This window comes from Nakamurella deserti, from assembly GCF_003260015.1.
GTDB lineage: Bacteria > Actinomycetota > Actinomycetes > Mycobacteriales > Nakamurellaceae > Nakamurella > Nakamurella deserti.
The window spans coordinates 2,550,616-2,571,619 of sequence record NZ_QCXS01000002.1 but is presented as its reverse complement, the minus strand read 5'-3'; the positions used below and the strand labels follow the sequence as shown (position 1 = coordinate 2,571,619).

The 21,004-nt window shown below is 72.3% G+C and carries 21 protein-coding genes; 10 read left to right on the top strand and 11 right to left on the bottom strand.

Annotated features, from left to right (window positions below):
* Positions 1-31: 31 nt before the first annotated feature.
* Entirely contained in the window at positions 32-1,468 is a 1,437-nt protein-coding gene (gene purB, locus DB033_RS11750) for an adenylosuccinate lyase (protein WP_111766837.1), read from the top strand.
* Positions 1,469-1,637: 169 nt separating this feature from the next.
* Here the strand turns inward: purB and DB033_RS11745 are convergent, their stop codons facing one another.
* Complete coding sequence (locus DB033_RS11745; RefSeq protein WP_111766836.1) at positions 1,638-3,161, bottom strand: MFS transporter; 1,524 nt, start codon at positions 3,159-3,161, stop codon at positions 1,638-1,640.
* 135 nt (positions 3,162-3,296) lie between these two features.
* On the opposite strand from DB033_RS11745, the gene DB033_RS11740 reads away from it, so the two are divergent.
* Complete coding sequence (locus DB033_RS11740; RefSeq protein ID WP_111766835.1) at positions 3,297-3,938, top strand: TetR/AcrR family transcriptional regulator; 642 nt, start codon at positions 3,297-3,299, stop codon at positions 3,936-3,938.
* 378 nt (positions 3,939-4,316) lie between these two features.
* On the opposite strand, the gene DB033_RS11735 is transcribed toward DB033_RS11740, so the two are convergent.
* From DB033_RS11735 to DB033_RS11720, 4 genes are read right to left on the bottom strand one after another with little or no spacing between them, the layout of a single operon-like run.
* Positions 4,317-4,706: a universal stress protein gene (locus tag DB033_RS11735; protein ID WP_111766834.1), complete on the bottom strand. Its 390-nt coding sequence runs from the start codon at positions 4,704-4,706 to the stop codon at positions 4,317-4,319.
* Positions 4,703-6,235, bottom strand: coding sequence for a tripartite tricarboxylate transporter permease (locus tag DB033_RS11730; protein ID WP_111766833.1), 1,533 nt, complete (start codon positions 6,233-6,235; stop codon positions 4,703-4,705). The genes DB033_RS11735 and DB033_RS11730 overlap by 4 nt, the downstream gene beginning before the upstream one ends.
* The gene (locus DB033_RS11725) at positions 6,235-6,768 is read right to left on the bottom strand and encodes a tripartite tricarboxylate transporter TctB family protein (protein ID WP_111766832.1); all 534 of its coding nucleotides are present in this window, start codon (positions 6,766-6,768) and stop codon (positions 6,235-6,237) included. The genes DB033_RS11730 and DB033_RS11725 overlap by 1 nt, the downstream gene beginning before the upstream one ends.
* Positions 6,765-7,751: a Bug family tripartite tricarboxylate transporter substrate binding protein gene (locus tag DB033_RS11720; RefSeq protein ID WP_111766831.1), complete on the bottom strand. Its 987-nt coding sequence runs from the start codon at positions 7,749-7,751 to the stop codon at positions 6,765-6,767. The genes DB033_RS11725 and DB033_RS11720 overlap by 4 nt, the downstream gene beginning before the upstream one ends.
* A gap of 224 nt (positions 7,752-7,975) precedes the next feature.
* On the opposite strand from DB033_RS11720, the gene DB033_RS11715 reads away from it, so the two are divergent.
* Together DB033_RS11715 and DB033_RS11710 are read left to right on the top strand one after the other, a co-directional pair.
* Positions 7,976-9,631: a sensor histidine kinase gene (locus tag DB033_RS11715; RefSeq protein ID WP_111766830.1), complete on the top strand. Its 1,656-nt coding sequence runs from the start codon at positions 7,976-7,978 to the stop codon at positions 9,629-9,631.
* On the top strand, positions 9,628-10,317 hold the full coding sequence (locus tag DB033_RS11710; protein WP_111766829.1) for a response regulator: 690 nt from the start codon (positions 9,628-9,630) through the stop codon (positions 10,315-10,317). The genes DB033_RS11715 and DB033_RS11710 overlap by 4 nt, the downstream gene beginning before the upstream one ends.
* Positions 10,318-10,552: 235 nt before the next feature.
* Here the strand turns inward: DB033_RS11710 and DB033_RS11705 are convergent, their stop codons facing one another.
* Positions 10,553-11,104 (bottom strand): MarR family winged helix-turn-helix transcriptional regulator, encoded by a 552-nt coding sequence (locus DB033_RS11705; protein WP_111766828.1) that lies wholly within the window; start codon positions 11,102-11,104, stop codon positions 10,553-10,555.
* 120 nt (positions 11,105-11,224) lie between these two features.
* On the opposite strand from DB033_RS11705, the gene DB033_RS11700 reads away from it, so the two are divergent.
* The gene (locus DB033_RS11700) at positions 11,225-11,863 is read left to right on the top strand and encodes an FMN-dependent NADH-azoreductase (protein WP_111766827.1); all 639 of its coding nucleotides are present in this window, start codon (positions 11,225-11,227) and stop codon (positions 11,861-11,863) included.
* Positions 11,864-11,938: 75 nt separating this feature from the next.
* Positions 11,939-13,993 carry a M3 family metallopeptidase gene (locus tag DB033_RS11695; protein ID WP_111766826.1) on the top strand — a complete coding sequence of 685 codons (2,055 nt, stop codon included), beginning with the start codon at positions 11,939-11,941 and terminating at the stop codon, positions 13,991-13,993.
* 94 nt (positions 13,994-14,087) lie between these two features.
* Here the strand turns inward: DB033_RS11695 and DB033_RS11690 are convergent, their stop codons facing one another.
* A complete protein-coding gene (locus tag DB033_RS11690) occupies positions 14,088-14,945 on the bottom strand; it encodes an alpha/beta fold hydrolase (protein ID WP_111766825.1) in 858 nt (285 codons plus the stop codon).
* A gap of 81 nt (positions 14,946-15,026) precedes the next feature.
* On the opposite strand from DB033_RS11690, the gene DB033_RS11685 reads away from it, so the two are divergent.
* Positions 15,027-15,314 carry a DUF1905 domain-containing protein gene (locus DB033_RS11685; RefSeq protein ID WP_111766824.1) on the top strand — a complete coding sequence of 96 codons (288 nt, stop codon included), beginning with the start codon at positions 15,027-15,029 and terminating at the stop codon, positions 15,312-15,314.
* A gap of 22 nt (positions 15,315-15,336) precedes the next feature.
* Positions 15,337-16,218, top strand: a complete 882-nt coding sequence (locus DB033_RS11680) for a phosphoribosylaminoimidazolesuccinocarboxamide synthase (protein ID WP_111766823.1) — start codon at positions 15,337-15,339, stop codon at positions 16,216-16,218.
* A gap of 25 nt (positions 16,219-16,243) precedes the next feature.
* Here the strand turns inward: DB033_RS11680 and DB033_RS11675 are convergent, their stop codons facing one another.
* Both DB033_RS11675 and DB033_RS11670 read right to left on the bottom strand, forming a co-directional pair.
* Positions 16,244-16,873, bottom strand: a complete 630-nt coding sequence (locus DB033_RS11675) for an MBL fold metallo-hydrolase (RefSeq protein ID WP_111766822.1) — start codon at positions 16,871-16,873, stop codon at positions 16,244-16,246.
* Between the two features lie 45 nt (positions 16,874-16,918).
* Complete coding sequence (locus DB033_RS11670) at positions 16,919-17,659, bottom strand: CPBP family intramembrane glutamic endopeptidase (protein ID WP_205843769.1); 741 nt, start codon at positions 17,657-17,659, stop codon at positions 16,919-16,921.
* A gap of 216 nt (positions 17,660-17,875) precedes the next feature.
* Between DB033_RS11670 and DB033_RS11665 the strand changes: the two genes are divergently transcribed.
* Positions 17,876-19,135: an acyltransferase family protein gene (locus tag DB033_RS11665; protein ID WP_111766821.1), complete on the top strand. Its 1,260-nt coding sequence runs from the start codon at positions 17,876-17,878 to the stop codon at positions 19,133-19,135.
* Positions 19,136-19,144: 9 nt separating this feature from the next.
* Here DB033_RS11665 and DB033_RS11660 read toward each other — a convergent pair whose 3' ends face one another.
* Positions 19,145-19,753: a TetR/AcrR family transcriptional regulator gene (locus tag DB033_RS11660; protein ID WP_205843768.1), complete on the bottom strand. Its 609-nt coding sequence runs from the start codon at positions 19,751-19,753 to the stop codon at positions 19,145-19,147.
* A gap of 64 nt (positions 19,754-19,817) precedes the next feature.
* Here DB033_RS11660 and DB033_RS11655 point away from each other — a divergent pair, with 64 nt between their 5' ends.
* On the top strand, positions 19,818-20,225 hold the full coding sequence (locus DB033_RS11655; RefSeq protein ID WP_111766820.1) for a RidA family protein: 408 nt from the start codon (positions 19,818-19,820) through the stop codon (positions 20,223-20,225).
* A 12-nt stretch (positions 20,226-20,237) separates the two neighbouring features.
* Here the strand turns inward: DB033_RS11655 and DB033_RS11650 are convergent, their stop codons facing one another.
* The gene (locus DB033_RS11650; protein WP_205843767.1) at positions 20,238-20,978 is read right to left on the bottom strand and encodes an alpha/beta fold hydrolase; all 741 of its coding nucleotides are present in this window, start codon (positions 20,976-20,978) and stop codon (positions 20,238-20,240) included.
* Between the last annotated feature and the right edge of the window lie 26 nt (positions 20,979-21,004).

The following is a 21,004-nucleotide window of genomic DNA, read 5'->3' as shown; positions in this document are numbered from 1 at the left end:
CGGTGCCGGGGCAGCCGCGCGGGCGGGGAGAATGGTGGCCGTGAAGAGCACCGTGCAGAACGTCCTGGCCGCCCGCTACGCCTCGCCTGCGATGGTGGCCATCTGGTCGCCGGAGAACAAGATCGTCGCGGAGCGCCGGCTGTGGCTGGCCGTGCTGCGCGCGCAGGGGCGCCAGGGGATGACCGTGGACGAGCAGGTGCTGCGCGACTACGAAGCGGTGATCGACACCGTTGACCTCGCGTCCATCGCGGCCCGCGAGCAGGTCACCAAGCACGACGTGAAGGCGCGCATCGAGGAGTTCAACGCGCTCGCCGGCCACGAGCAGGTGCACAAGGGCATGACCAGCCGCGACCTCACCGAGAACGTCGAGCAGGCGCAGATCCTGCAGGCGCTGGCGCTGGTCCGCGACCGGGCGGTGGCCGTGCTGGCCCGGCTGGCCGAGCGCGCCGCCGAGTACGACGACCTGGTGATGGCGGGCCGTTCGCACAACGTCCCGGCCCAGGCGACCACGCTGGGCAAGCGGTTCGCGTCCGCCGCCGACGAGGTGCTGCAGGCCTACCTGCGGATCGAGGCGCTGCTCGAGCGGTACCCGATGCGCGGTGTCAAGGGTCCGGTCGGCACCTCGCAGGACATGCTCGACCTGCTCGGCTCGGCCGACGGCCTCGACCAGCTCGAACGCGAGGTCGTGCAGGAGGTCTCCGGGACGTCCCGGGTGCTGACCAGCGTGGGTCAGGTCTACCCCCGCTCGCTGGACTACGAGGTCATCTCCGCGCTGGTGCAGCTGGCCGCCGGTCCCGCCTCGTTCGCCACCACCGTGCGGCTGATGGCCGGCGCCGAGCTCGCCACCGAGGGCTTCCTGCCCGGCCAGGTCGGCTCGTCGGCGATGCCGCACAAGATGAACGCCCGCTCGTGCGAGCGGGTCTGCGGGCTGGCGGTCATCCTCCGCGGCTACGCCTCGATGGCCGGTGAGCTGGCCGGCGCCCAGTGGAACGAGGGCGACGTGTTCTGCTCCGTCGTCCGCCGCGTGGCGTTGCCCGACGCCTGCTACGCCATCGACGGGCTGTTCGAGACGTTCCTGACGGTGCTCGACGGCTTCGGCGCCTACCCGGCCGTGATCGGTCGCGAGCTCGACCGGTACCTGCCGTTCCTGGCCACCACGAAGGTGCTGATGGCCGCGGTGCGCGCCGGTGTCGGCCGGGAGACCGCGCACGAGGCGATCAAGGAGCACGCCGTCGGGGTGGCGCTGGCGATGCGGGAGAGCGGCCAGGCCGGGAACGACCTGCTGGACCGGCTCGCCGCCGACGACCGGCTGCCGATGGACCGCGCCGCGCTGGACGCGCTGCTCGCCGACCGGCTGTCGTTCACCGGTGACGCCGCCCGTCAGGTGGCGGCGCTGGTCGCCCAGGTCGAGGCGGTGGCCGTGAAGCACCCGGAGGCCGCGGCCTACCGGCCGGGCGCCATCCTCTGACCGCTGAGCGGAATCCACCCCGACTCGGGGAGGAGAGTTCCCGCTGAGCGGGCACGATGCTCCCCGACTTCGGGCGGATCCTGCTCACTCCCGGCCTTCGGAACGCAAATCGGGGCGGTTCACGACCGCTGAGCGGCCGCGAACCACCCCGATCCGGGACGTGCTGGGATCAGTGTGCGACGACCTTCGGCGCGTCCGGGTCGACGGCCACCGCGCCGTGGCGCAGCAGCAGACCACAGACCACCGCGCCGAGGGTGAAGATGCCCGCCGCCCACCAGAACGCGGTGGTGTAGCTGTCCATCGCGGCCTGGGCCGCGGTCGCGGGGGTCGTGCCGTTCGCGGACAGGTAGCTGGTGGCCGCCGCGGCGGAGACCGCGCTGAGCACCGCGGTGCCCACGGAGCCGCCGATCTGCTGGACGGTGTTGACCACCGCGCTCGCGACCCCGGCGTCGGCGGCGTTGACCCCGAGGGTCGCGGCGCCGAAGGCGGTGCCCATGACGGCGCCGATGCCCAGGCCCATCACGATCAGGCCGGGGAGGATGTCGGTGACGTAGCTGCTGGTGAGGTCCAGCCGGGTCAGGTAGAGCATGCCCGCGGCGGCGACCAGCATGCCGATGGTCACCGGCACCTTGGCGCCGATCCGGCTGACGACGGCCGGGGTCAGCTGGACCGAGATCATGATGCCGCCGATCATCGGCAGGAACGCGAAGCCGGTCTGCAGTGGGGTGAAGGCCAGCGTGGCGGACATGTAGTACGTCAGGAACAGGAAGACGGCGAACATCCCCGCACCGATCACGGCGACGGCGGCGTAGGCGCCGCCACGGGTGCGGTCGGCCAGGATGCGGACGGGCAGCAGCGGGTGTGCCACCCGGGTCTCGACCAGGCCGAAGATGCCGATCAGCACCACACCGGCGGCGGTGAAGCCGAGGGTGATCGGGCTGGCGAACCCCTCGGTCTCGGCCTGCGCGAGGCCGTAGACCAGCGACACCAGGCCGAGCACGATGACGATGCTGCCGAGGACGTCGAACGACTGCGTGACCGCGGCCTTGACCTGGCGGGGGAGCAGCACCGCGGCACCGACGACGGCGAGCGCGGCGAGCGGCACGTTGACGAACATGCACCAGCGCCACGAGGCGTACTCGGTCAGCGCGCCACCGAGGATGAGGCCGATCGCGCCGCCGCTGCCGGCGACGGCACCGAACACGGCGAACGCGCGGGCGCGCTCCTTGGCGTCGGTGAAGGTGACGGTGAGCAGCGACAGCGCGGCCGGGGCGATCAGCGCGCCGAAGACACCCTGCAGGGCGCGGGCGGCGAGCAGCACCTCGAAGCTGGCGGCGGCACCGCCGAGCGCCGACGCGGCACCGAAGCCGAGCAGCCCGATGGTGAACATCAGCCGGCGGCCGAACAGGTCTGACAGCCGTCCGCCGATGAGCAGCAGGGCGCCGAAGGCCAGCGCGTAGCCGGTGATCAGCCACTGCCGGTTGTCGTTCGAGAAACCGAGGGACGCCTGGGCCGTCGGTAGCGCGATGTTGACGATGGTGGCGTCGAGCACCACGATCAGCTGGGCCAGACCGGCGACGCCGAGAACCCACCAGCGGCGGCGGTGGGCGGTGGCCGCGATCTCCGCGTCACGGGGTGAGCCGACGGTCGCCGCCGCCCCGTCACGGTCGAGCTGAGCGGTTTCGGTTGACATCGTGCCTCCAACGACAGGAATCGGAAAGGTGCTTCCGCTTCGACTGACGGTAGCCGAAAGCGGAGAGACATTTCCGGATCGTGACGCACGCCTCAACAAGCGGAAAGATGTTTCCGCTCCCGTAAACTGCAGGTCATGACCGTTGACGCACGCGACGATGCGAGCCCGAGGCGATTGCGGGCCGATGCCGAACGCAACCGGAAGCTGATCCTCACCGTCGCCGCGCAGGTCTTCGCCGAGAAGGGGCTGGACGCCGGCTTCGACGAGATCGCCCGCCGCGCCGGAGTGGGGGCGGGCACCGTCTACCGGCGGTTCCCGCACCGCGACGAGCTCATCGAGGCGTTGCTGGACGAGCGGCTCGAGAAGGTCGCCGACCTTGCCGAGCGTGCGGGCGAGAATCCGGACAGCTGGACGGGTCTCGTCGAGTTCCTGACCACGAGCATCGCGCTGCAGATCGAGGACCGCGGCCTGCGGGAACTGATGGAGGTCTCGGGCAAGTGGTCGGAGTGCTCGCTGGACGCGAAGGGCCGGCTCGTGCAGTCACTGCGCCGGCTGGTCGCCCGGGCGCGCGACGAGGGGCATCTGCGGCCGGACGTCGAGATCACCGACCTCGGCGTGATGGGCACCATGGTCAGCTCGGTGCACGACCCCGAACTGCCCGATCTGTGGCGGCGCTACCTGGCGGTGTTCCTGGACGGCCTGCGGGCCCGGCCGGACGCCCCCGCGCTGCCGATGGCCGCGCCGTCGGAGCACTTCTACGCGCGGTTCCGCGACTGACGTCTGCGGCTTGCGCCAGATCGGGGCAGTCGACGAAGGCCCGGCGGACGGCGACTGCGCCGATCCACGACGGCCCGCACGGGGGCCGACGAGCGCACCCGCGGACCCCGCCGTCGAGGCCCCGCCGCCGCTGCGGGGGCCGTACTGGCCGGACGGTTGCGCGCCGGCATCGTGCGACCCCGATCGGGAGCGTGGGGCTGACGTCCGACACCCGGTGCTCCGGATCTGCCGGCGGCAGCGACGAGGCGCGGCTGGTCGCCTGGTGGCTGGAGCCGTTCCGTCAGCTGCGGCGCCGCCGCCGACCCGGGGACGCAGATATCGGGGAGGGAAGTGCCCGCTGAGCGGGAACTTCCCTCCCCGATTCGGGGAGCTTTCTGCTCAGCTCGCCTTGACGGCCAGCACCGGGCAGGGGGCGTGCAGCAGCAGCTGCTGGGCCCGGCTGCCGAGGAACAGCTTCCCGGTGGGCGAGCGCTTGCGCAGCCCGATCACCAACACCGACGGCGTGAGCTCGTCGACGGCGTCGAGCACCGCCGAGACCACGTCCTCGCCGACCTCCTGGCGCCAGTCGAACGACACCCCGGCGTCCGTCAGCCGGCCCTGGACCTCGGTGACCTGGCCGGGCTGGGCGAAACGGGGATCGTCGTAGGCGTCGCCCCTGCTGCCGTTGAGCACGACGAGCCGCTCGTCACGGAGCTTCGCCTCCGCGATCGCCGTCTCGAGGGCGGCTGCGCCCTGCGGGGTGGGGACGTAGGCCAGCAGGACGGTCACGAGGCACTCTCCAGTACGCGGTCGGTGGGGGTGGTACCGCCGGAGCCGTTGCGGCGCCGGCGGAGCTTGGCGATGAGCGGCAGGGCCAGCAGGATCGCGATCACGACGTAGATGACGACGGCGATCGGCTCGCTCCACAGACCGCTGACGCTGCCCTCGGACAGCTGCAGGGTCTGGCGGAGCTGACGCTCGGCGCGCGGCCCGAGGATGACGCCGATGATCAGCGGCAGCACCGGCAGACCGAAGCGGCGCATCATCAGCCCGAGCAGACCCAGCACCAGCAGGATCGCCAGGTCGAACCACTGCAGGTTGACGGCGAACGCGCCCAGCGTGGCGAAGAACAGGATGCCCGCGTAGAGGTAGGGCCGCGGAATCCGCAACAGCCGGGCCCACAGCGGCGCCAGCGGCAGGTTGATCAGCAGCAGCAGCAGGTTGCCGATGAACAGGCTGGCGATCAGCGTCCAGATCAGCGCCGCCTGGTTGGTGAACAGGTTCGGGCCGGGCTGGATGCCGTACTGGGTGAAGGCGGCGAGCATGACGGCGGCGGTGGCGTTGGTCGGCAGCCCGAGCGACAGCATCGGGACGAGAGTGCCCGCGGCGGAGGCGTTGTTGGCGGCCTCCGGACCGGCGACGCCCTCGATGGCGCCCTTGCCGAACTCCTCCGGGTGCTTGGACAGCTTCTTCTCCGTCGCGTACGACAGGAAGGTCGGGATCTCCGCACCACCCGCGGGCAGGGCGCCGAACGGGAAGCCGTAGGCGGTGCCGCGCAGCCACGGCTTCCACGACCGCTTCCAGTCCTGCCGGCCCATCCACGGCCGCCCGACCGGGATGACCTCGACGGGCCGGCGGCGCAGGTGGGCGGCGACCCAGAGGGCCTCACCGAGGGCGAAGATGGCGACCGCGATGACGACGATGTCGATGCCGTCGCTCAGCAGCGGGATGCCCATCGTGAGCCGCGACTGCCCGGTGAGCGAGTCGATGCCGATCAGCCCGAACGCCAGGCCCAGGAACAGCGACGCGAAGCCGCGCAGCCGGGAGGTGCCGAGCACGGCGGTGACGGCGATGAAGGCCAGCGCCATCAGCGCGAAGTAGGACGGCGCCCCGAGCTGCACGGCGAACGTCGACACGATGGGCGCGAACAGTGCCAGCAGTGCGGTCCCGATGGCGCCGGCGATGAAGGAGCCGATGGCCGCGGTGGCCAGGGCCTGGGCGGCTCGTCCGCCCTTGGCCATCTTGTTGCCCTCGATGGCGGTGACCACCGACGAACTCTCACCGGGGGTGTTGAGCAGGATCGAGGTGGTGGAGCCGCCGTACATGCCGCCGTAGTAGATGCCGGCGAACATGATGAACGCCCCCGCCGGGGGCAGGTCGTAGGTGACCGGCAGCAGCAGGGCCACCGTCATGGCCGGCCCGATGCCCGGGAGCACGCCGACGGCGGTGCCGAGCAGCACGCCGATGACGGCGAACAGCAGGTTGACCGGGGTGAACGCGGACGCGAAACCGTCCATCAACGCACCGAAGTTGTCCATCAGAGGATCCCGTCCAGGATGCCGGCGGGCAGGTGGATGCCCAGGCCGGACCAGAAGCCGTAGAAGGTGACGAGCGACAGCACCGCGGAGATGATCAGGTTGCGCACGACGTGCCGGTTGCCGAGCACCCAGGCGGTGCCGAAGAACAGCAGGCCGCCGGAGATGACCCAGCCGAGGATGTTCACCAGCGCGATGTTGGCGACGAAGACGGCGACGAGGGCGCTGACGGTCTTCCAGTCCGACGGGGCGGACAGGTCGATGTCCTCACCCTCCTCGGCCTCGCCGTGGCCGCCGCGCAGGACGTTGACCGCGAGCAGCGCGGCGGTCAGGAACAGCCCGCCGGCCACGATGTAGGGGAAGACCTTGGGGCCGATGGGGTCGACCTTGGAGAACGCGCCGGTCAGGTTCACCGCGTCGATGAGGACGGCCGCGCCGATGACGACGAGGACGACGCTGACCCACAGCTCGGAGAGGTGGCCGCGGGAGGCTCCCGCGGGCGCCGGGGTGCTCCCGGCGGATTCGACGGTGCTCATGCCAGTCCCAACTCGGTCAGCGTCGACTTGACGCGCTCGTCCTGCTCGGTGAGGAACTGGCCGAACTCGTCGCCGGTGACGAACGCGTCGGTCCAGTTGTTCTTCTCCAGCTCGGCCTTCCACTCGGCCGACCCGTGCATCTCGGTGAACACCTCGATGAGCGCGTCCCGCTGCTCGGTCGAGATGCCGGGCGGGGCGAGGACGCCGCGCCAGTTGGTGAAGACGAGATCGATGCCGGACTCGGTGAGCGTGGGCGCCTCGATGTCGGGGACGCGCTCGGCCCCCGACACCGCGAGCACCCGGACCTGGCCGGACTTGATCTGCTCGGTGTACTCACCCAGACCGGAGGTGGCGAAGGCGATCTTGCTGCCGAGCAGGGCGGGCAGCAGCTCGCCGCCGCCGTCGTAGGAGACGAAGTTGACCGAGGTCGGGGCGACCCCGACGGTCATCGCCAGTTGCATCGGCATCAGGTGGTCGGGGCCGCCGGGGGAGGAGCCGCCGCCGACCGACAGCGCGCCGGGGTCGGCCTTCCAGGCGGTGACCAGCTCGTCGATGGTCCGGTAGGGCGAGTCGGCGGGCACCATGACGCCCTCGGATTCCTCGATGAGCTTCGCGATCGGGGTGGCCATCGAGACCCGGGAGTCGGTCTTGTTGGTGAAGGTGGCGCCGACGACACCGAGGCCCATCATCATGGCCAGGTCGCCGTTGCCCTCCTCGTTCATCAGCCGGGCCATGGCGACGGTGCCGCCCGCGCCGATGACGTTGAAGACCTGCACGCGGTCGGTGATGCCGGTGGTCTCGGTGACCTTGACCGCCGTCCGGGCGGTCACGTCGTAGCCGCCGCCGGGACTGTTGGGCACCATCATCCGCAGCCGGTGCACGCCGGTGTCGTCCTCGCGGGTCACCCCGCAGCCGGTCAGGGCCAGGCCGGTGACCAGCACCGCGGCGGCCGTCCGCCGCAACAGCCGGCGCCGGGAGATCATCGGTGGATCCTGCTGTCTCATCGCTGCAGCCTCATCGCTTCGCCTCGTTGCTCTCGATGGTGTGATCGGATGGCGTCGGTGCCGGGCCCGATCACGGCCCGCGGAGACTGTGACAGACTCGGGTGAGCCAGGTCACGATTGCGTTCGCAACGGTCGTTGTGGTCGTTGTGGTCACGGCCGGAGCGGGCGCGCCACGGCTGACGCGAGGCGAGGAGGCCGGGGCGATGGGACGGTTCGGGCCGCGCTCGCTGGCCGGCCAGTTCCTCGTCCTGCAGCTCGTCGTCGTCGGTCTCGTGCTCCTCGTCGCCGGCCTGGTCTCGGTGCGCCAGGCCACCACCCAGTTCTCCGCGAGCAGCGGTGACCGCATCCTCGGTGCCGCCGAGAACCTCGCCGGCACCCCCCTGCTGCGGGGTCGCGCCGACGTGAACGTCCCGGCGCGGGTGCTCGCGCCGCTGCTGGAGGGCGCCCGCAGCCAGTCCGGGGCGACCCTGGTGCTCGCCGCCGACCCCGACCACACCGTCATCGCCGCGACCGATCCGACCCTGGTCGGCGACGACCTGACGCTGCCGGACGGATCGGCGTGGGAGGGACGTTCCTGGGACGGCGACCTCACCGTCGGCGGGCAGCGGCTGATCGCGGCGACGGTGCCGGTGCAGGACGAGGACGGCGACGTCGTCGCGCTGGCGTTGGTCGCCGAGCAGTACCCGAGCACCTGGGACATCGTGGCGTCCGGGGTGCCGGAGCTGCTGCTGCTGCTCGCACTGGCGTCGCTGGCCGGCGTCACCGGGTCGTGGCTGCTGGCCCGCCGGGTCAAGCACCAGACGCACGGCCTCGAGCCCACCGAGATCGCCAACCTCGCCGACCACCGCGAGGCGTTGCTGCACAGCATCCGTGAGGGCGTGCTGGGTGTCGGGCCGGACGGGGTGGTCACGGTGGCCAACGACGGCGCCCGGGAGCTGCTGGACCTACCGGCCGACTGCGTGGGCCGCGACGTCACCACCCTGGGGCTGGAGACCGAGCTGTTGGACGTCGTGCTGGGTCGGCGGACGGGCACCGACCTGCCGGTGTTCCACCGGGATCTCGTCCTGGTCGTCAACCGCCGGCAGGCCCGCACCGGACGGAACGGGGACGCCCTCGGAGCCGTGACCACCCTGCGCGATCGCTCGGAACTGCTTGCGGTGCAACGGCAGTTGGGCGCGACCCGCAACGCCACCGACACCCTGCGGGCGCAGACCCACGAGTTCGACAACCAGCTGCACGTCATCTCCGGGCTCGCGCAGCTCGGGCTGCACGACGAGTTGCGGGAGTACGTCACGGGTCTCACCCGGCGGCGGTCGGAGGTGGATCTCGCCCTGACCGCCCACATCGAGGATCCGGCGTTGGCGGCGCTGCTGGTGGCCAAGGCCAGCCTGGCGTCGGAATCGGCGGTGGAGCTGCAGGTCTCGCCGTCGACGCGGTGTCCGCGGCTCGCGCTGGAGCTGTCCACCGACGTCACCACGGTGGTCGGCAACCTCGTCGACAACGCGCTGGACGCGGTGGCCAACGTGGCTGACGCCGTCGTCACGGTGGAGGTCCGGGCCGACCTCGGGATCGCGGAGCCCGCCGTCCGGGTGGTGGTCTCCGACACCGGACCCGGCGTCTCGCCGCAGGCCGCCGACCGGTTGTTCGAGCGTGGCTTCACCACCAAGTCCGAGGCGGTGGTCGGTGGCCGTGGCGTCGGGTTGTCGCTCGTCCGGCGGATCTGCGAGAGTCGCGGCGGAAGTGTCGCCGTCCGCTCCGGCGCGGGCGCCGTGTTCGTCGCGGTGCTGCCGGTGTCGCCGGCCGACACCGCCGGGCCGGCCGTGCCCGCGGCTGCGAGCGTCGAGGGGAGCCACCGATGACGGCGCCGCCGCCCGTGGGTCCCTTCCGGGTCCTCGTCGTCGACGACGACTTCATGGTGGCCCGCATCCACACCCGCTACCTGGAGGGCGTGGAGGGCTTCGGGGTCGTCGACACCGTGCACACCGGGAACGCCGCCCTGGCGGTGCTCGCGGCGCAGCCGGTCGATCTGATGCTGCTGGACATCTACCTGCCGGACATGACCGGGATCGACCTGCTGCGCCGGGTACGGGCCGAGTTCCCGGGGGTGGACGTCCTCATCGTGACCGCGGCGCGGGAACTGGAGACGGTGCGCGAGGCGATGCTCGGCGGTGCCGTGTCGTACCTGATCAAGCCGTTCGACTACAGCTCGCTGGGCGAGCGGTTGGCGCACTTCCGCCGGACGCGGTCGATGCTCGGCACCGCCGACCGGGTCGAGCAGCACCAGGTCGACCAGTTGTTCGGCGTCACCGGCGCCAAGGCGGCGGCGGCCGAACTGCCCAAGGGGCTGAGCCGGGAGTCCGCGGACGCGGTGCGCGGCCTGCTCAGCCGGGAGGAGGCGATCTCGGCCACCGAGTGCGCCGAGCGGGTCGGGTTGAGCCGGGTCAGCGCGCGACGGTACCTGGAGTACCTCGAGCAGAGCGGCGCCGCGGAGGTCTCGCTGAAGTACGGCACCGGACGTCCCGAACGTCGCTACCGACTGCGCTGACCTGCGCATTCGACCGATGTGCCGGAGGACTTGTCAGGGGCGCCTAACTTAGGCTAGCCTTACCTCTGCAAGCACGAAGCCGAGTGGGCCTCCAGCCGGAGGCTCCACCACGCCGAGGCGGGGCCCCTGATTTCCGCGGCGGGAGATCAGTGCGGCGTACCCCGGCAGGTGATCGGCTTGCCCGGGCGGGGTGGGGGTCGAGAGGCCTCCGCCCCGCCCACCTCTCGTTCGGAGCTCAGCAGGTGGGGTCGGACGGGACGCAGGGGTCGGGTGGTCCGCAGGGATCCGGTGCCGGCAGGGCGATCGCCGTCCGCTCCCGGATGCGCTGACCGATCTGCTCCAGCTGGCGCACCTGGCCCGCGGACAGCGGGTCGAGGACGAAGTGCCGGACCGTGCGGACGTGTCCGGGCGCCGCGGCCACGACGGTGTCCCAGCCGGTGTCGGTGAGTGCCGCGACGGTGTACCGGCCGTCCGTGGGATCCGGTCGCCGGACGACCCACTGCCGCTGCTCCAGGCGCTTCACCACGTTCGACAGCCGGGACAGCGAGCCGTTGGTCAGCTCGGCCAGCTCGCTCATCCGCATCCGGCGATCCGGCGACATTGACAGGGTGCTGAGGGTCAGGTACTCGAACAGGCCGAGCCCGGAGTCCCGCTGCAACTGGCCGTCCAGGACGCCGGGCAGCTTCAGCATCAGCGCCGCCGCCCCCAGCCAGGCGCGCTGTTCCGCGTCGTCCAACCACGGCGGGTCCGCCGCCTGCTCCGACCCCGGGGGCGTCGTCGTCGCCATGGCCTGCAGTCTAGGTCGCCCGGATCCAGACGCCGAGCAGTTCAACGATGAAGTCAGCGTCTGCTACGGTGACTTCACCATTGAAGTGACGGGTGACCGTCGCGACCCGGAGGACCCCCCATGACCCTGTTCCGTCTGGACGCCAGCATCCGCACCGACGGCTCGGCGAGCCGCGAGATCGCCGACATCGTGGAGGCCGAGTGGCTGGCCGCCCATCCCGGCGACACCATCGAACGCCGGCACCTCGGCGTCGACCCGTTGCCCGCCGACGCCTGGGGCACCGCCGTCGGTGCCGCCTACGTGCCCGAGGAGCAGCGCTCGCCCGAGCAGCGGTCGGCGGTCGCACTGGCGGCGGCGCTGGTCGACGAGCTGCTCGCCGCCGACGGCATCCTGCTGGCCGTGCCGCTGTACAACTTCGGCGTGTCCCAGCACGTGAAGACGTGGATGGACCTGGTGATCACCGACCGGCGGGCCGCCCCCGGAGCCGCCCCGCTGCTGGCCGGCCGGAAGGTGGTGCTGGCCACCGTCCGGGGTGGCGCCTACGGCGCCGGCACCCCGCGCGAGGGCTGGGACCACTCGACGGGCTTCCTGCGCCGCATCATCGCCGACGTCTGGGGCGCCGACCTGACCGTCGTGGAACGCGAGTTCACCCTGGTCGGGGTCAACCCGGCCCTGGACGACTTCCGGGACCTCGCGAGCCAGCTGCACGAGGGCGCGCTCTCCTCGGCCCGCGAGGCCGGCAAGGCGCTGGCGGCCTGAACCCACCGCGGGGTGGGCGGCCCGGTCGCCGCCCACCCCGGTTCCGGTAGCCTCCCCGGCGATCGGGAGGAACCCATGAACACCGTCATCCACGACCCGTCCACCAACCCGCTGAGCACCCCGTCGACGCTGCCGTTCGAGCTGCCGCCGTTCGCCGCCATCACGCCGGACCACGTCCGGGCGGCCTTCGACGCGGGCATGGCCGAGCAGCTCGCGGAGGTCGCCGCGATCACCGGGCAGGCCGCGGCCCCCACCTTCGCCAACACGGTGGAAGCGCTGGAGCGGTCGGGTCGGCTGCTGCACCGCACCGCGTCCCTGTTCTCCAACCTGGCCGCCGCGCACGCCACGGCGGAGTACCGGGCCATCGAGGCCGACATCGCGCCCCGGCTGACCGCGCACGCCGACGCACTGTCACTCGACCCGGCCCTGTTCGCCCGTCTCGACGCCGTGCACAGCGACCGCGAGCACCTCGACGCCGAGTCCCGGCGGCTCGTCGAGCGGTACCACCTCGACTTCGTCAGGGCCGGCGCCCGGTTGGACCCCACGCAGGCCGACCAGCTCCGTGAGCTCAACCGCGAGATCTCCGTGCTGGGAACGACGTTCGGGCAGAACCTGCTCGCCGCCACCAGCGACGCCGCCGTGCTGGTGGACTCCGCCGCCGAACTCGACGGACTGACCCCGGAGGACGTGGCGGCCGCCGCCGAGCGCGCCGCCGAGGCCGGCCACCCCGGGCGCTGGATGCTCGCCCTCGGGCTGCCGACCGGCCAACCGGTGCTGGCGCGGCTGACCGACCGGGCCCTGCGGGAGCGGGTGCACCGGGCGTCGGTGGGGCGGGCGTCGTGCGCCCCGTACGACAACGGTCCGTTGGCCATCCGCATCGCCCGGCTCCGCGCGCAGCGGGCCCGGCTGCTCGGCTACCCCGACCACGCCGCCTACGTCGCCGCCGACAACACCGCCGGGTCGCCCGCCGCCGTCGACGCGTTGCTCGCCCAGCTGGTACCGGCCGCAGTGGCCAACGCGGAGCGGGAGGCCGCGCTGCTGGCCGAGGCGGCCGCCGCCGACGGCATCGACACCCTGCAGCCGTGGGACTGGAAGTTCTACAGCGAGAAGGTGCAGGCGTCGCGGTACGCCGTGGACACGGCCGCCCTCCGGGACCACCTGAGCTTCGACCGGGTCCTGCAGGACGGCGTGTTCCGCGCCGCGAACCTGCTCTACGGACTGTCGTTCACCGCCCGCCCGGACCTCGTCGGCTACCACCCCGACGTGCGCATCTTCGAGGTCACCGACACCGACGGCGGCCCACTGGGGCTCTTCGTCCTCGACCCGTACGCCCGGGCCGAGAAGCGCGGCGGGGCCTGGATGAACACCTTCGTCGACCAGAACGGGCTGTTCAGTCAGCGGCCGGTGGTCACCAACAACCTCAACCTGGACAGGCCCGCGCCCGGCGAGCTCGCGCTGCTCACGCCGGACGAGGTGCGGACGATGTTCCACGAGTTCGGGCACGCGCTGCACGGGTTGTTCTCGGCGGTGCGCTACCCGCGCTTCTCCGGCACCAACGTGCCCGGCGACTTCGTCGAGTTCCCGTCGCAGGTCAACGAGATGTGGCAGTGGTGGCCGGAGATCCTCACCGGTTACGCCCGGCACCACCGGACCGGCGAGCCGCTGCCGGCCGACACGGTCGCCCGGCTCGACGCCGCCGAACTGTGGGGACAGGGCTTCGCCACCGTCGAGTACCTGGCCGCGACCCTGCTCGACCAGGCCTGGCACCGGATCACCCCCGACACCGTCATCGACGACGCCGCGGCCTTCGAGCGGGCGGCGCTGGCGAAGGCGGGGGTGGCGATGGATCTCGTCCCGCCGCGGTACCGCACGACGTACTTCCAGCACATCTTCAACTCCGGCTACGCGGCCGGCTACTACTTCTACATCTGGGCCGAGGTGCTCGACGCCGACACCGTCGAGTGGTTCAAGGCCCACGGTGGGTTGCAGCGGGCCAACGGCGACCGGTTCCGCTCGGCGCTGCTGTCCGCCGGCGGGGCCCGGGACGCGATGGGCACCGTGCGCGAGGTGCTCGGCCGGGAACCGGAGATCGGGCCGCTGCTGCGGCGCCGCGGCCTGACCGGCGGGTGACCGACTCCCCGATCGTGGCGGCAGGTGACCCCGCCGACGGGCTCGGCCACGATCCGGGACAGGCCGGGAGGTCCGGGAGTCCGGCCCCGCCGGATCAGTCCAGCGCCGCCCGGAGCGCGGCTGCGAAGCCGTCGGGATCGCTGGGGAAGCCGAACTCCGGGCCCATGAACCCGCCGTGATGGCTGGGGAACGCCGTGGCGGTGATGCCCAGCCGGTCGGCGAGCGCCCGGGCGGCGCGGGCCGCCAGCTGCTCGCCGCTCTCGACGCCGGCGGCCACGACGATCCGGGTGGGGGCGGCGCGCAGGGCGTCGACGTCGGGCCGGTAGCCGGTGCTGGTGCGCAGGTTCTGGCCGAGCAGGGCGTCGTCGCGGCTGCCGTCGTCGGTGGAAGGCAGCCCGAACGCCGCCGGGTCGGGACCGGGCGCGGCGGCGGCGTCGTCGGGGATGGGCCCCGCCCACTGGGTCAGCACGATGAACTTCGCCATCGCGGGGCCGACACCGGACGTCCGGTACGTACGGCCGATGTCGGCGATCGCGGCCAGCGCCGCCTCGCGGTCCGGCAGCACCTCGGCCAGCGGCGGCTCGTGCGCGACCAGGGTGCGCACCGACTCGGGACGGGCGGCGACCAGGGCCAGCGCGTTGATCGCACCACCGCTGGTGGCGAAGACGTCGGCCGGTCCGGCAGCGACCGCGTCGATCACCGCCGCCAGGTCCGCCGCGTGGTCCTCGGGGGTGGCCTCGGTGCCCGGGTCGGTGCGGGGACTGCGGCCGGTGCCGCGTGGGTCGTAGGTGACCACCGTCCGGTCGGCGAAGCGCCCGGCCAGGTAGGCGAAGCCGCGTGCGTCCATCGGGGAGCCGACCAGCAGCAACGGTGTCCCGCCGGCCTCGCCGTGGACGTCGTAGGTCAGCGTCGCGCCAGGCACGTCGAGGGTGTGGGTCTGCACTGCCGTCATGGTCGCTCCGGTCCGTGGACGTCGGCTGGACAACCCAGCCGCCGCCGATTGTCGCGTACGGGACGACCTACGCTGCTGAGGATGGAGCTGGAGTTCAGCGGCGAGATCATCCACTGGCGCGGGCCGTCACCGTTCTTCTTCGTCGCTGTCCCCGACGGGCCGGGGGCCGACATCCAGGCGGTGAGCGCGCAGTTCACCTACGGCTGGGGCGTGATCCCGGTGACCGTCACCCTCGGCCGCACCACCTGGACGACCTCGCTGTTCCCGCGGGACGACACCTACCTGGTGCCGCTCAAGGTCAAGGTCCGCACGGCCGAGAAGGTCGGGGAGGGTGACGTCGTGGCCCTGCGGATGACGCTGGGCCGCTGACCGTGGCCTAGGGTCGGACGCTGTGAACAGCGTCGACGACCTCGTCCGTATCGCCTCCGGGAAGGTCCGCGACCTCTACGCCGTGGACGACGAGCTGCTGCTGATGGTGGCCAGCGACCGGATCAGCGCCTACGACCACGTGTTGCCGACGCCCATCCCGGACAAGGGCCGCATCCTCACCGCGATGAGCATGTTCTGGTTCGAGCTGCTGGCGCCGGCCGTCGCGCACCACGTCGTCGCGGTCGACGATCCCCGGATCCCGGCCGACGTCCGCGGCCGCGCCATGCTGGTCCGGCGGCTGGACATGGTGCCCGTCGAGTGCGTCGCCCGCGGATACCTCACCGGTTCCGGTCTCTCCGACTACCGGCGCACCGGGGCGGTGTGCGGGGTGGACCTGCCCGCCGGGCTCGTCGAGTCGTCGAAGCTGCCGTCGCCGATCTTCACTCCCGCCACCAAGGCCGACCTCGGCGACCACGACGAGAACGTCAGCTTCGAGGTGGTCGCGGCGCAGGTCGGCCCCGACCTCGCCACGGAGCTGCGCGACACCACGCTGCGCATCTACGCCACCGCCGCCGACCACGCCGCCGGCCGCGGCATCATCCTGGCCGACACCAAGTTCGAGTTCGGCCACCGCGACGGTGCCCTGGTCCTCGGGGACGAGGTGCTGACCCCGGACTCGTCGCGCTTCTGGCCGGCCGACCGGTACCGGGAGGGGCGCGTCCAGCCGTCGTTCGACAAGCAGTACGTGCGGGACTGGCTGACCTCGGCCGACTCCGGGTGGGACCGGGCGACCGACACCCCGCCGCCGCCGCTGCCCGACGAGGTGACGCGCGTGACCCGGGAGCGGTACGTGGCCGCCTACGAGCAGATCTCCGGACTGCGGTTCGACGACTGGATCGGATGAGCCGGGCGCGGCCGCGCCGCAGCGGTCAGACCTCGACGGTGCGCCCGTCGTCCAGGTCGAGCCACTGGGTGTCGGTCGGCTTGAGGTTCTGCAGCAGCCCGTAGACCATCCCGGTGTCGACCAGGAGCTTCTCGTGGATCGGGACGGCGACGGTCGGGTCGACGGCGCGGACGAACTCGACGGCTTCCTTGGCCGCCATCCACGGTGCGGCGACGGGGACCGCGAGGATCTCCACCGCCTGGTTGGGCACCTGCAGCGAGTCGCCCGGCAGGTACAGCCGGCCGTCGATCAGGTAGCCGCGGTTGGCGATGCTCGGCAGGTCCCGGTGGATCACCGCATGGGTCTCGCCGAACACCTGCACCGGCGTGGCCAGGTCCAGGGTGTCGCCGGGCTCGACCGGGGTCGCGGTGACGCCGGCCTCGGCGAGCGTGCCGACGGAGCCCGGATCGGCGAACAGCTGCACGTCGGAGTTCAGCGCGAGCAGCCCCGGCAGACGGGCCGGGTCGACGTGGTCGGGGTGCTGGTGGGTGACGAGCACCGCGGTCAACCCGGTGAGGCTCTCCCACCCCTGGGAGAAGGTACCCGGATCCACCAGGATGCGGTCCGGGCCGACCTCGACGAGGAGGCAGGAGTGACCGTACTTCGTGAGCTTCATGGCCCACCTTCCGTGTGCGGCCGGGGCGGGCCGCCCCGGAACGGCTCAGTTGACGATCAGCCAGGCCGCGACGAAGCCGAGGGAGTTGGTCGCCCAGTGCACCAGCATGGACGCCTTCAGCCCCCGGCCGATGTAGCAGGCCAGCGACAGCAGTATGCCCACCAGCGCCGTCGACAGGACCGCCAGGACCGCGACCAGCACCGCGGACCCGCCGAGCGCCTCGCGGACCGCCGAGTTGCCGGTGGTCAGGGCCGCCGACGGAAGCACGTGCCACAGACCGAACAGCGCCGACGACAGCAGGATCGGTTTCCAGCGCCACACCTGGGCCGGGTTGCCGCCGAACAGCGACGGCAGCACCCCGCGGAATGCGAGCTCCTCCAGCAGCACCGTGCCCAACGGGATGCGCACCAGCACCTGGAACAACATCCCGGCCAGGCCGGTCTGCTGCACCCGCTCGTCGAGGAAGATGTCCCGGGTGGCCGGCAGGGCCAGCCCGATCGCGAGCACGAACCCGGTGGTGGCCACGAGCAGCAGCCCGACGCCGACCGGGCGGTGCCACCGGCGGAACGCCAGGCCCACCCCGGTGAAGTCGTAGCCGGCGCGTCGCGCGATGAGGATCAGCAGGCCCGCCATCAGCAGGTTCCACGGCAGGTACGCCCACGGCGGCAGCACCCGGTTGGCCATCACGTTCGACACCACGAGCAGGGCGACGGCCAGCCAGGCACCGCGCCGCCGCGACAGCTGCGCCGTCCGGCTCTCGGTCGTCTCCTCGATCAGGGTGCCCACGCGACTGCCTTCGGAGGTTCCAGGCCCGCGGCGGCGGGCGGTCGGACGGGTTCGGCCGGGCCGTTGTCCGCACTCTACGTGCGCGTCCGGGGAGTGGTCAGCGGATCAGGGTCGTCCCCGATCCGCACTGTCGGGGCCGGACAATATGCTGGTTCCGCGACGAACCCCCTCGGAGAACGATGGGGGACCGAGGTGGATCCGAGCGGAGGTGCGCCGATGCCCGTCCCCGCCGGCACCCCCCGCCCGGCGCGTTCGTCGCGCGACCCCTACGCCGATTTCCTCCGGTCGTTCTCGCTGCTGGTGGTCATCGTCTGGCACTGGTGCTTCACCATCCTGATCTGGGACGACAACGGCCCCAACGCCACGAGCCCGCTGGGTTTCACCTCGGGGCTGTGGATCTTCACCTGGCTGCTCCAGGTGCTGCCGGTGTTCTTCTACATCGGCGCCTACGTGCACCTGAAAGCGTGGGAGCGCAGCGAGGCCCGCGGCGAGCGCGTCTGGCACTTCGCGTTGCGGCAGGCCCGCTCGCTGGCCATCCCGGCCGCGGCGCTGCTGCTCACCTGGGTCGTGCTGGGCATCGTCGTCGGCAACGTCTTCGACCTCACGTGGATGACCCGCGGGGTGTTGCTCGTGATCAGCCCGCTGTGGTTCGTGGCCGCCTACCTCGCGCTGATCTGCCTGCTGCCGATCACCGTCTGGCTGCACCGACGCTACGACGCCCTGGTGCTGGTGTTCCTGGGCGGGTTCGCGATCATCGTGGACATCCTCCGCTTCCGGTACGGCATCGAGGGCGTGGAGTGGGCGAACATGCTGTTCGTCTGGGGCTTCGCCTTCCAGCTCGGCTACTTCCACAGCCGCATCACCGGGCTGGACAACGCCCCGCGGTACCGCGACGGCCGTCTCGAGTGGGACTTCCAGTCCCGGCAGAGCCGCCAGCGGGCCCGGTTGTTCACCTTCACCGGTCTGTTCGCGCTCGTCGGGCTGGTCTTCTCCGGGCTGTACCCGGGTTCGATGGTCGGAGTGCCCGGCCAGGGCTCGAACATGGCGCCACCCACGGTGTGCATCATCGCACTGACGGTGTTCCAGGTCGGGGTGGCCGAGCTGCTGCGGCCCGCGGTGCTGCGGGTGCTCGGGCGGGGGAAGCTGTTCGCCCGCTTCGTCGGCGTGCTGACGCGGTTCGCGCTGCCGCTGTTCCTGTTCCACACCACCGGGATGGCGCTGTCCCGCGCGGTCGAGTGGACGATCTTCGGCACCGAGTCGGAGGCGACCGTGCCCGACCTCAGCTGGTGGCTGCTGCGGCCGGTGTCGGTCGTCGGGCCGCTGCTGGCGACGCTGCCCGTCATCTACTTCTTCGGCCGCAAGTACCAGAGCACGCCGGTGACGGTCACCCCGCGGCATCCGGTGCGCGACGACGAGGTGGGCGACGGCGGCGACGAGCTGCTGCCCCCGCCCCGGCGGCCGGCCCGCCGCCGCTGACCGGGCCCGCTACCGGTTCCAGCCGGCGGTGACGGACCGGCGGCAGCGGGCCGGCTCGTCGCCGGCCGCCGTGCACACCGCGATGACCAGCTCGACGGCCGGCGCGGGGATCGCGGCCGGTGGCAGCACCCCCGTGACGGCCAGCATCGCCAGGCCGTGTCCGGCGGCCCAGAGCTGGGTCGCCAGCGAGCCCGGATCGGTGGTGCCGTCGAGGCGGTGCGCGGTGACGGCGCGCGCGGTGGCCGTCACCAGCAGCGCGAAGCCGTGGTCGGCGACCGCCGGGTCGTCGAGGTCGGCGGCGGCGTCGAACATGGCCCGGTACAGGTCGGGAGCGGACAGGGCGGCCGCCTGGTAGCCGCTGCTCAGAGCGGCCAGATCGGCGACCGGATCGTCGCTCTCGCCGATCGCGTCGAGCCGGGCGGCGAGCCGCACGAAGCCCTCCTGCCGGACGGCCCGCCACAGGCCCGGCATCCCGTCGAAGTGGGTGTAGACCGCCATCGTGGTCGTGCCGCTGCGGGTGGCGAGCGCGCGCAGCGTCACCGGCTCGCGGGCCGCGAGCATCGCGGCGGCGGTGTCGATCAGCGTCATCCGGACGGCGCGGGGGGCGGCGCGGGGCACCTTGATGACGATACATAACGGTGCTATGTTTGTTGCATAACGCTGCTATGGAAGGAGAGTCGTCATGCCGATCGAGCTCATCCACCCCGAGGCCCTGCCGAGGTCGGAGATCTACCACCAAGTGGCCGTCGCCACCGGCGGTCGGACCGTGTACCTCGCCGGTCAGGTGGCCCGTACCGCCACCGGGGAGCCGGTCGGCGCCGGCGACCTCGCCACGCAGGTCGAGCAGGCCTGTCTCAACGTCGCGGCGGCGCTCGCCGCGGTCGGCGGCACCTTCGCCGACGTCGCCAAGGTGACGGTGTACGTCGTGGACTGGACGCCCGACAAGATGCCGTCGCTCGGCGCGGGTTTCCGGCGGGCCTGCCAGGCGCTGGAGCAGGAACTCGGCGCGCCGATCACGCTGATCGGGGTGGTCGCGCTGGGGGAGCCGGACCTGCTGGTCGAGGTGGACGTCACCGCCGTGCTGGCCTGAGCCGGCCCGGGGTCAGATGGCGAAACCGCGCAGCAGCGCGGCGACCTCGGCCGGGTGCTCCTGCGGCATCGCGTGTCCGCTGGCGGCGATCACCTCGACCCGGGCCCCGGCCGCCCGGTAGCGGTCGGCGGCGCGGGCGCCGTACAACCGGTCCCGACCACCGAGGACGACCAGGGCGGGCCGTCCGAGCGCGGACAGCTGCGCGTCCAGCGGGGTGGCGGCCAACGTGGCCCGGCGGTCGGCGAGCACGACGCGCAGCATCGCCGGATCGGTCGCCTTGAGGTCGTCCAGACCCTGCCGGACGACCGGTTTCCACGGGCGCCGGGCGAGTGTGCCCAGCGCCGGCCGGAGCGCGGTGTGCAGCCGCCGGGTCAGCGCCGGCCGGTCCGTCAGGAAGCCGACCCGGGGCACCGGGGTGCCGGCGTAGTCGGGCCCCTGGGCCAGGATTACCGTCCGGCGCACCCGGTCGCTGACCGCGGCGAGCGCGAGGACCACGTCGGCGCCGTAGGAGTGGCCGACCGCGGTCACCTCGTGCAGGTCACGGTCGTGCAGCACCGCGGCGAGCGCGTCGGCCTGGACGGTCGCGTCCGCGGCGCCGCCGCCGGTGCGGCCGTGGCCCAGCAGGTCGACCCGGATCACGCGTCGGTCGGGCAGCGCCTCGACCAGCCGGTCGAAGGCGTGGGACGAGGACGCGAATCCGTGCACCAGCAGGATCGGCGGTCCGTCCCGCGGACCGTCCTCGACGACGTACACGCCGCCCAGTGTGCCGGGCCGGGGTG

Coding starts and splice junctions, on each gene's coding strand:
- purB (WP_111766837.1), top strand. CDS start 32: ATGGTGGCCGTGAAGAGCACCGTGCAGAACGTCCTGGCCGCCCGCTAC.
- DB033_RS11745 (WP_111766836.1), bottom strand. CDS start 3,161: ATGTCAACCGAAACCGCTCAGCTCGACCGTGACGGGGCGGCGGCGACC.
- DB033_RS11740 (WP_111766835.1), top strand. CDS start 3,297: ATGACCGTTGACGCACGCGACGATGCGAGCCCGAGGCGATTGCGGGCC.
- DB033_RS11730 (WP_111766833.1), bottom strand. CDS start 6,235: ATGGACAACTTCGGTGCGTTGATGGACGGTTTCGCGTCCGCGTTCACC.
- DB033_RS11725 (WP_111766832.1), bottom strand. CDS start 6,768: ATGAGCACCGTCGAATCCGCCGGGAGCACCCCGGCGCCCGCGGGAGCC.
- DB033_RS11720 (WP_111766831.1), bottom strand. CDS start 7,751: ATGATCTCCCGGCGCCGGCTGTTGCGGCGGACGGCCGCCGCGGTGCTG.
- DB033_RS11715 (WP_111766830.1), top strand. CDS start 7,976: ATGGGACGGTTCGGGCCGCGCTCGCTGGCCGGCCAGTTCCTCGTCCTG.
- DB033_RS11710 (WP_111766829.1), top strand. CDS start 9,628: ATGACGGCGCCGCCGCCCGTGGGTCCCTTCCGGGTCCTCGTCGTCGAC.
- DB033_RS11705 (WP_111766828.1), bottom strand. CDS start 11,104: ATGGCGACGACGACGCCCCCGGGGTCGGAGCAGGCGGCGGACCCGCCG.
- DB033_RS11700 (WP_111766827.1), top strand. CDS start 11,225: ATGACCCTGTTCCGTCTGGACGCCAGCATCCGCACCGACGGCTCGGCG.
- DB033_RS11695 (WP_111766826.1), top strand. CDS start 11,939: ATGAACACCGTCATCCACGACCCGTCCACCAACCCGCTGAGCACCCCG.
- DB033_RS11690 (WP_111766825.1), bottom strand. CDS start 14,945: ATGACGGCAGTGCAGACCCACACCCTCGACGTGCCTGGCGCGACGCTG.
- DB033_RS11685 (WP_111766824.1), top strand. CDS start 15,027: ATGGAGCTGGAGTTCAGCGGCGAGATCATCCACTGGCGCGGGCCGTCA.
- DB033_RS11675 (WP_111766822.1), bottom strand. CDS start 16,873: ATGAAGCTCACGAAGTACGGTCACTCCTGCCTCCTCGTCGAGGTCGGC.
- DB033_RS11665 (WP_111766821.1), top strand. CDS start 17,876: ATGCCCGTCCCCGCCGGCACCCCCCGCCCGGCGCGTTCGTCGCGCGAC.
- DB033_RS11655 (WP_111766820.1), top strand. CDS start 19,818: ATGCCGATCGAGCTCATCCACCCCGAGGCCCTGCCGAGGTCGGAGATC.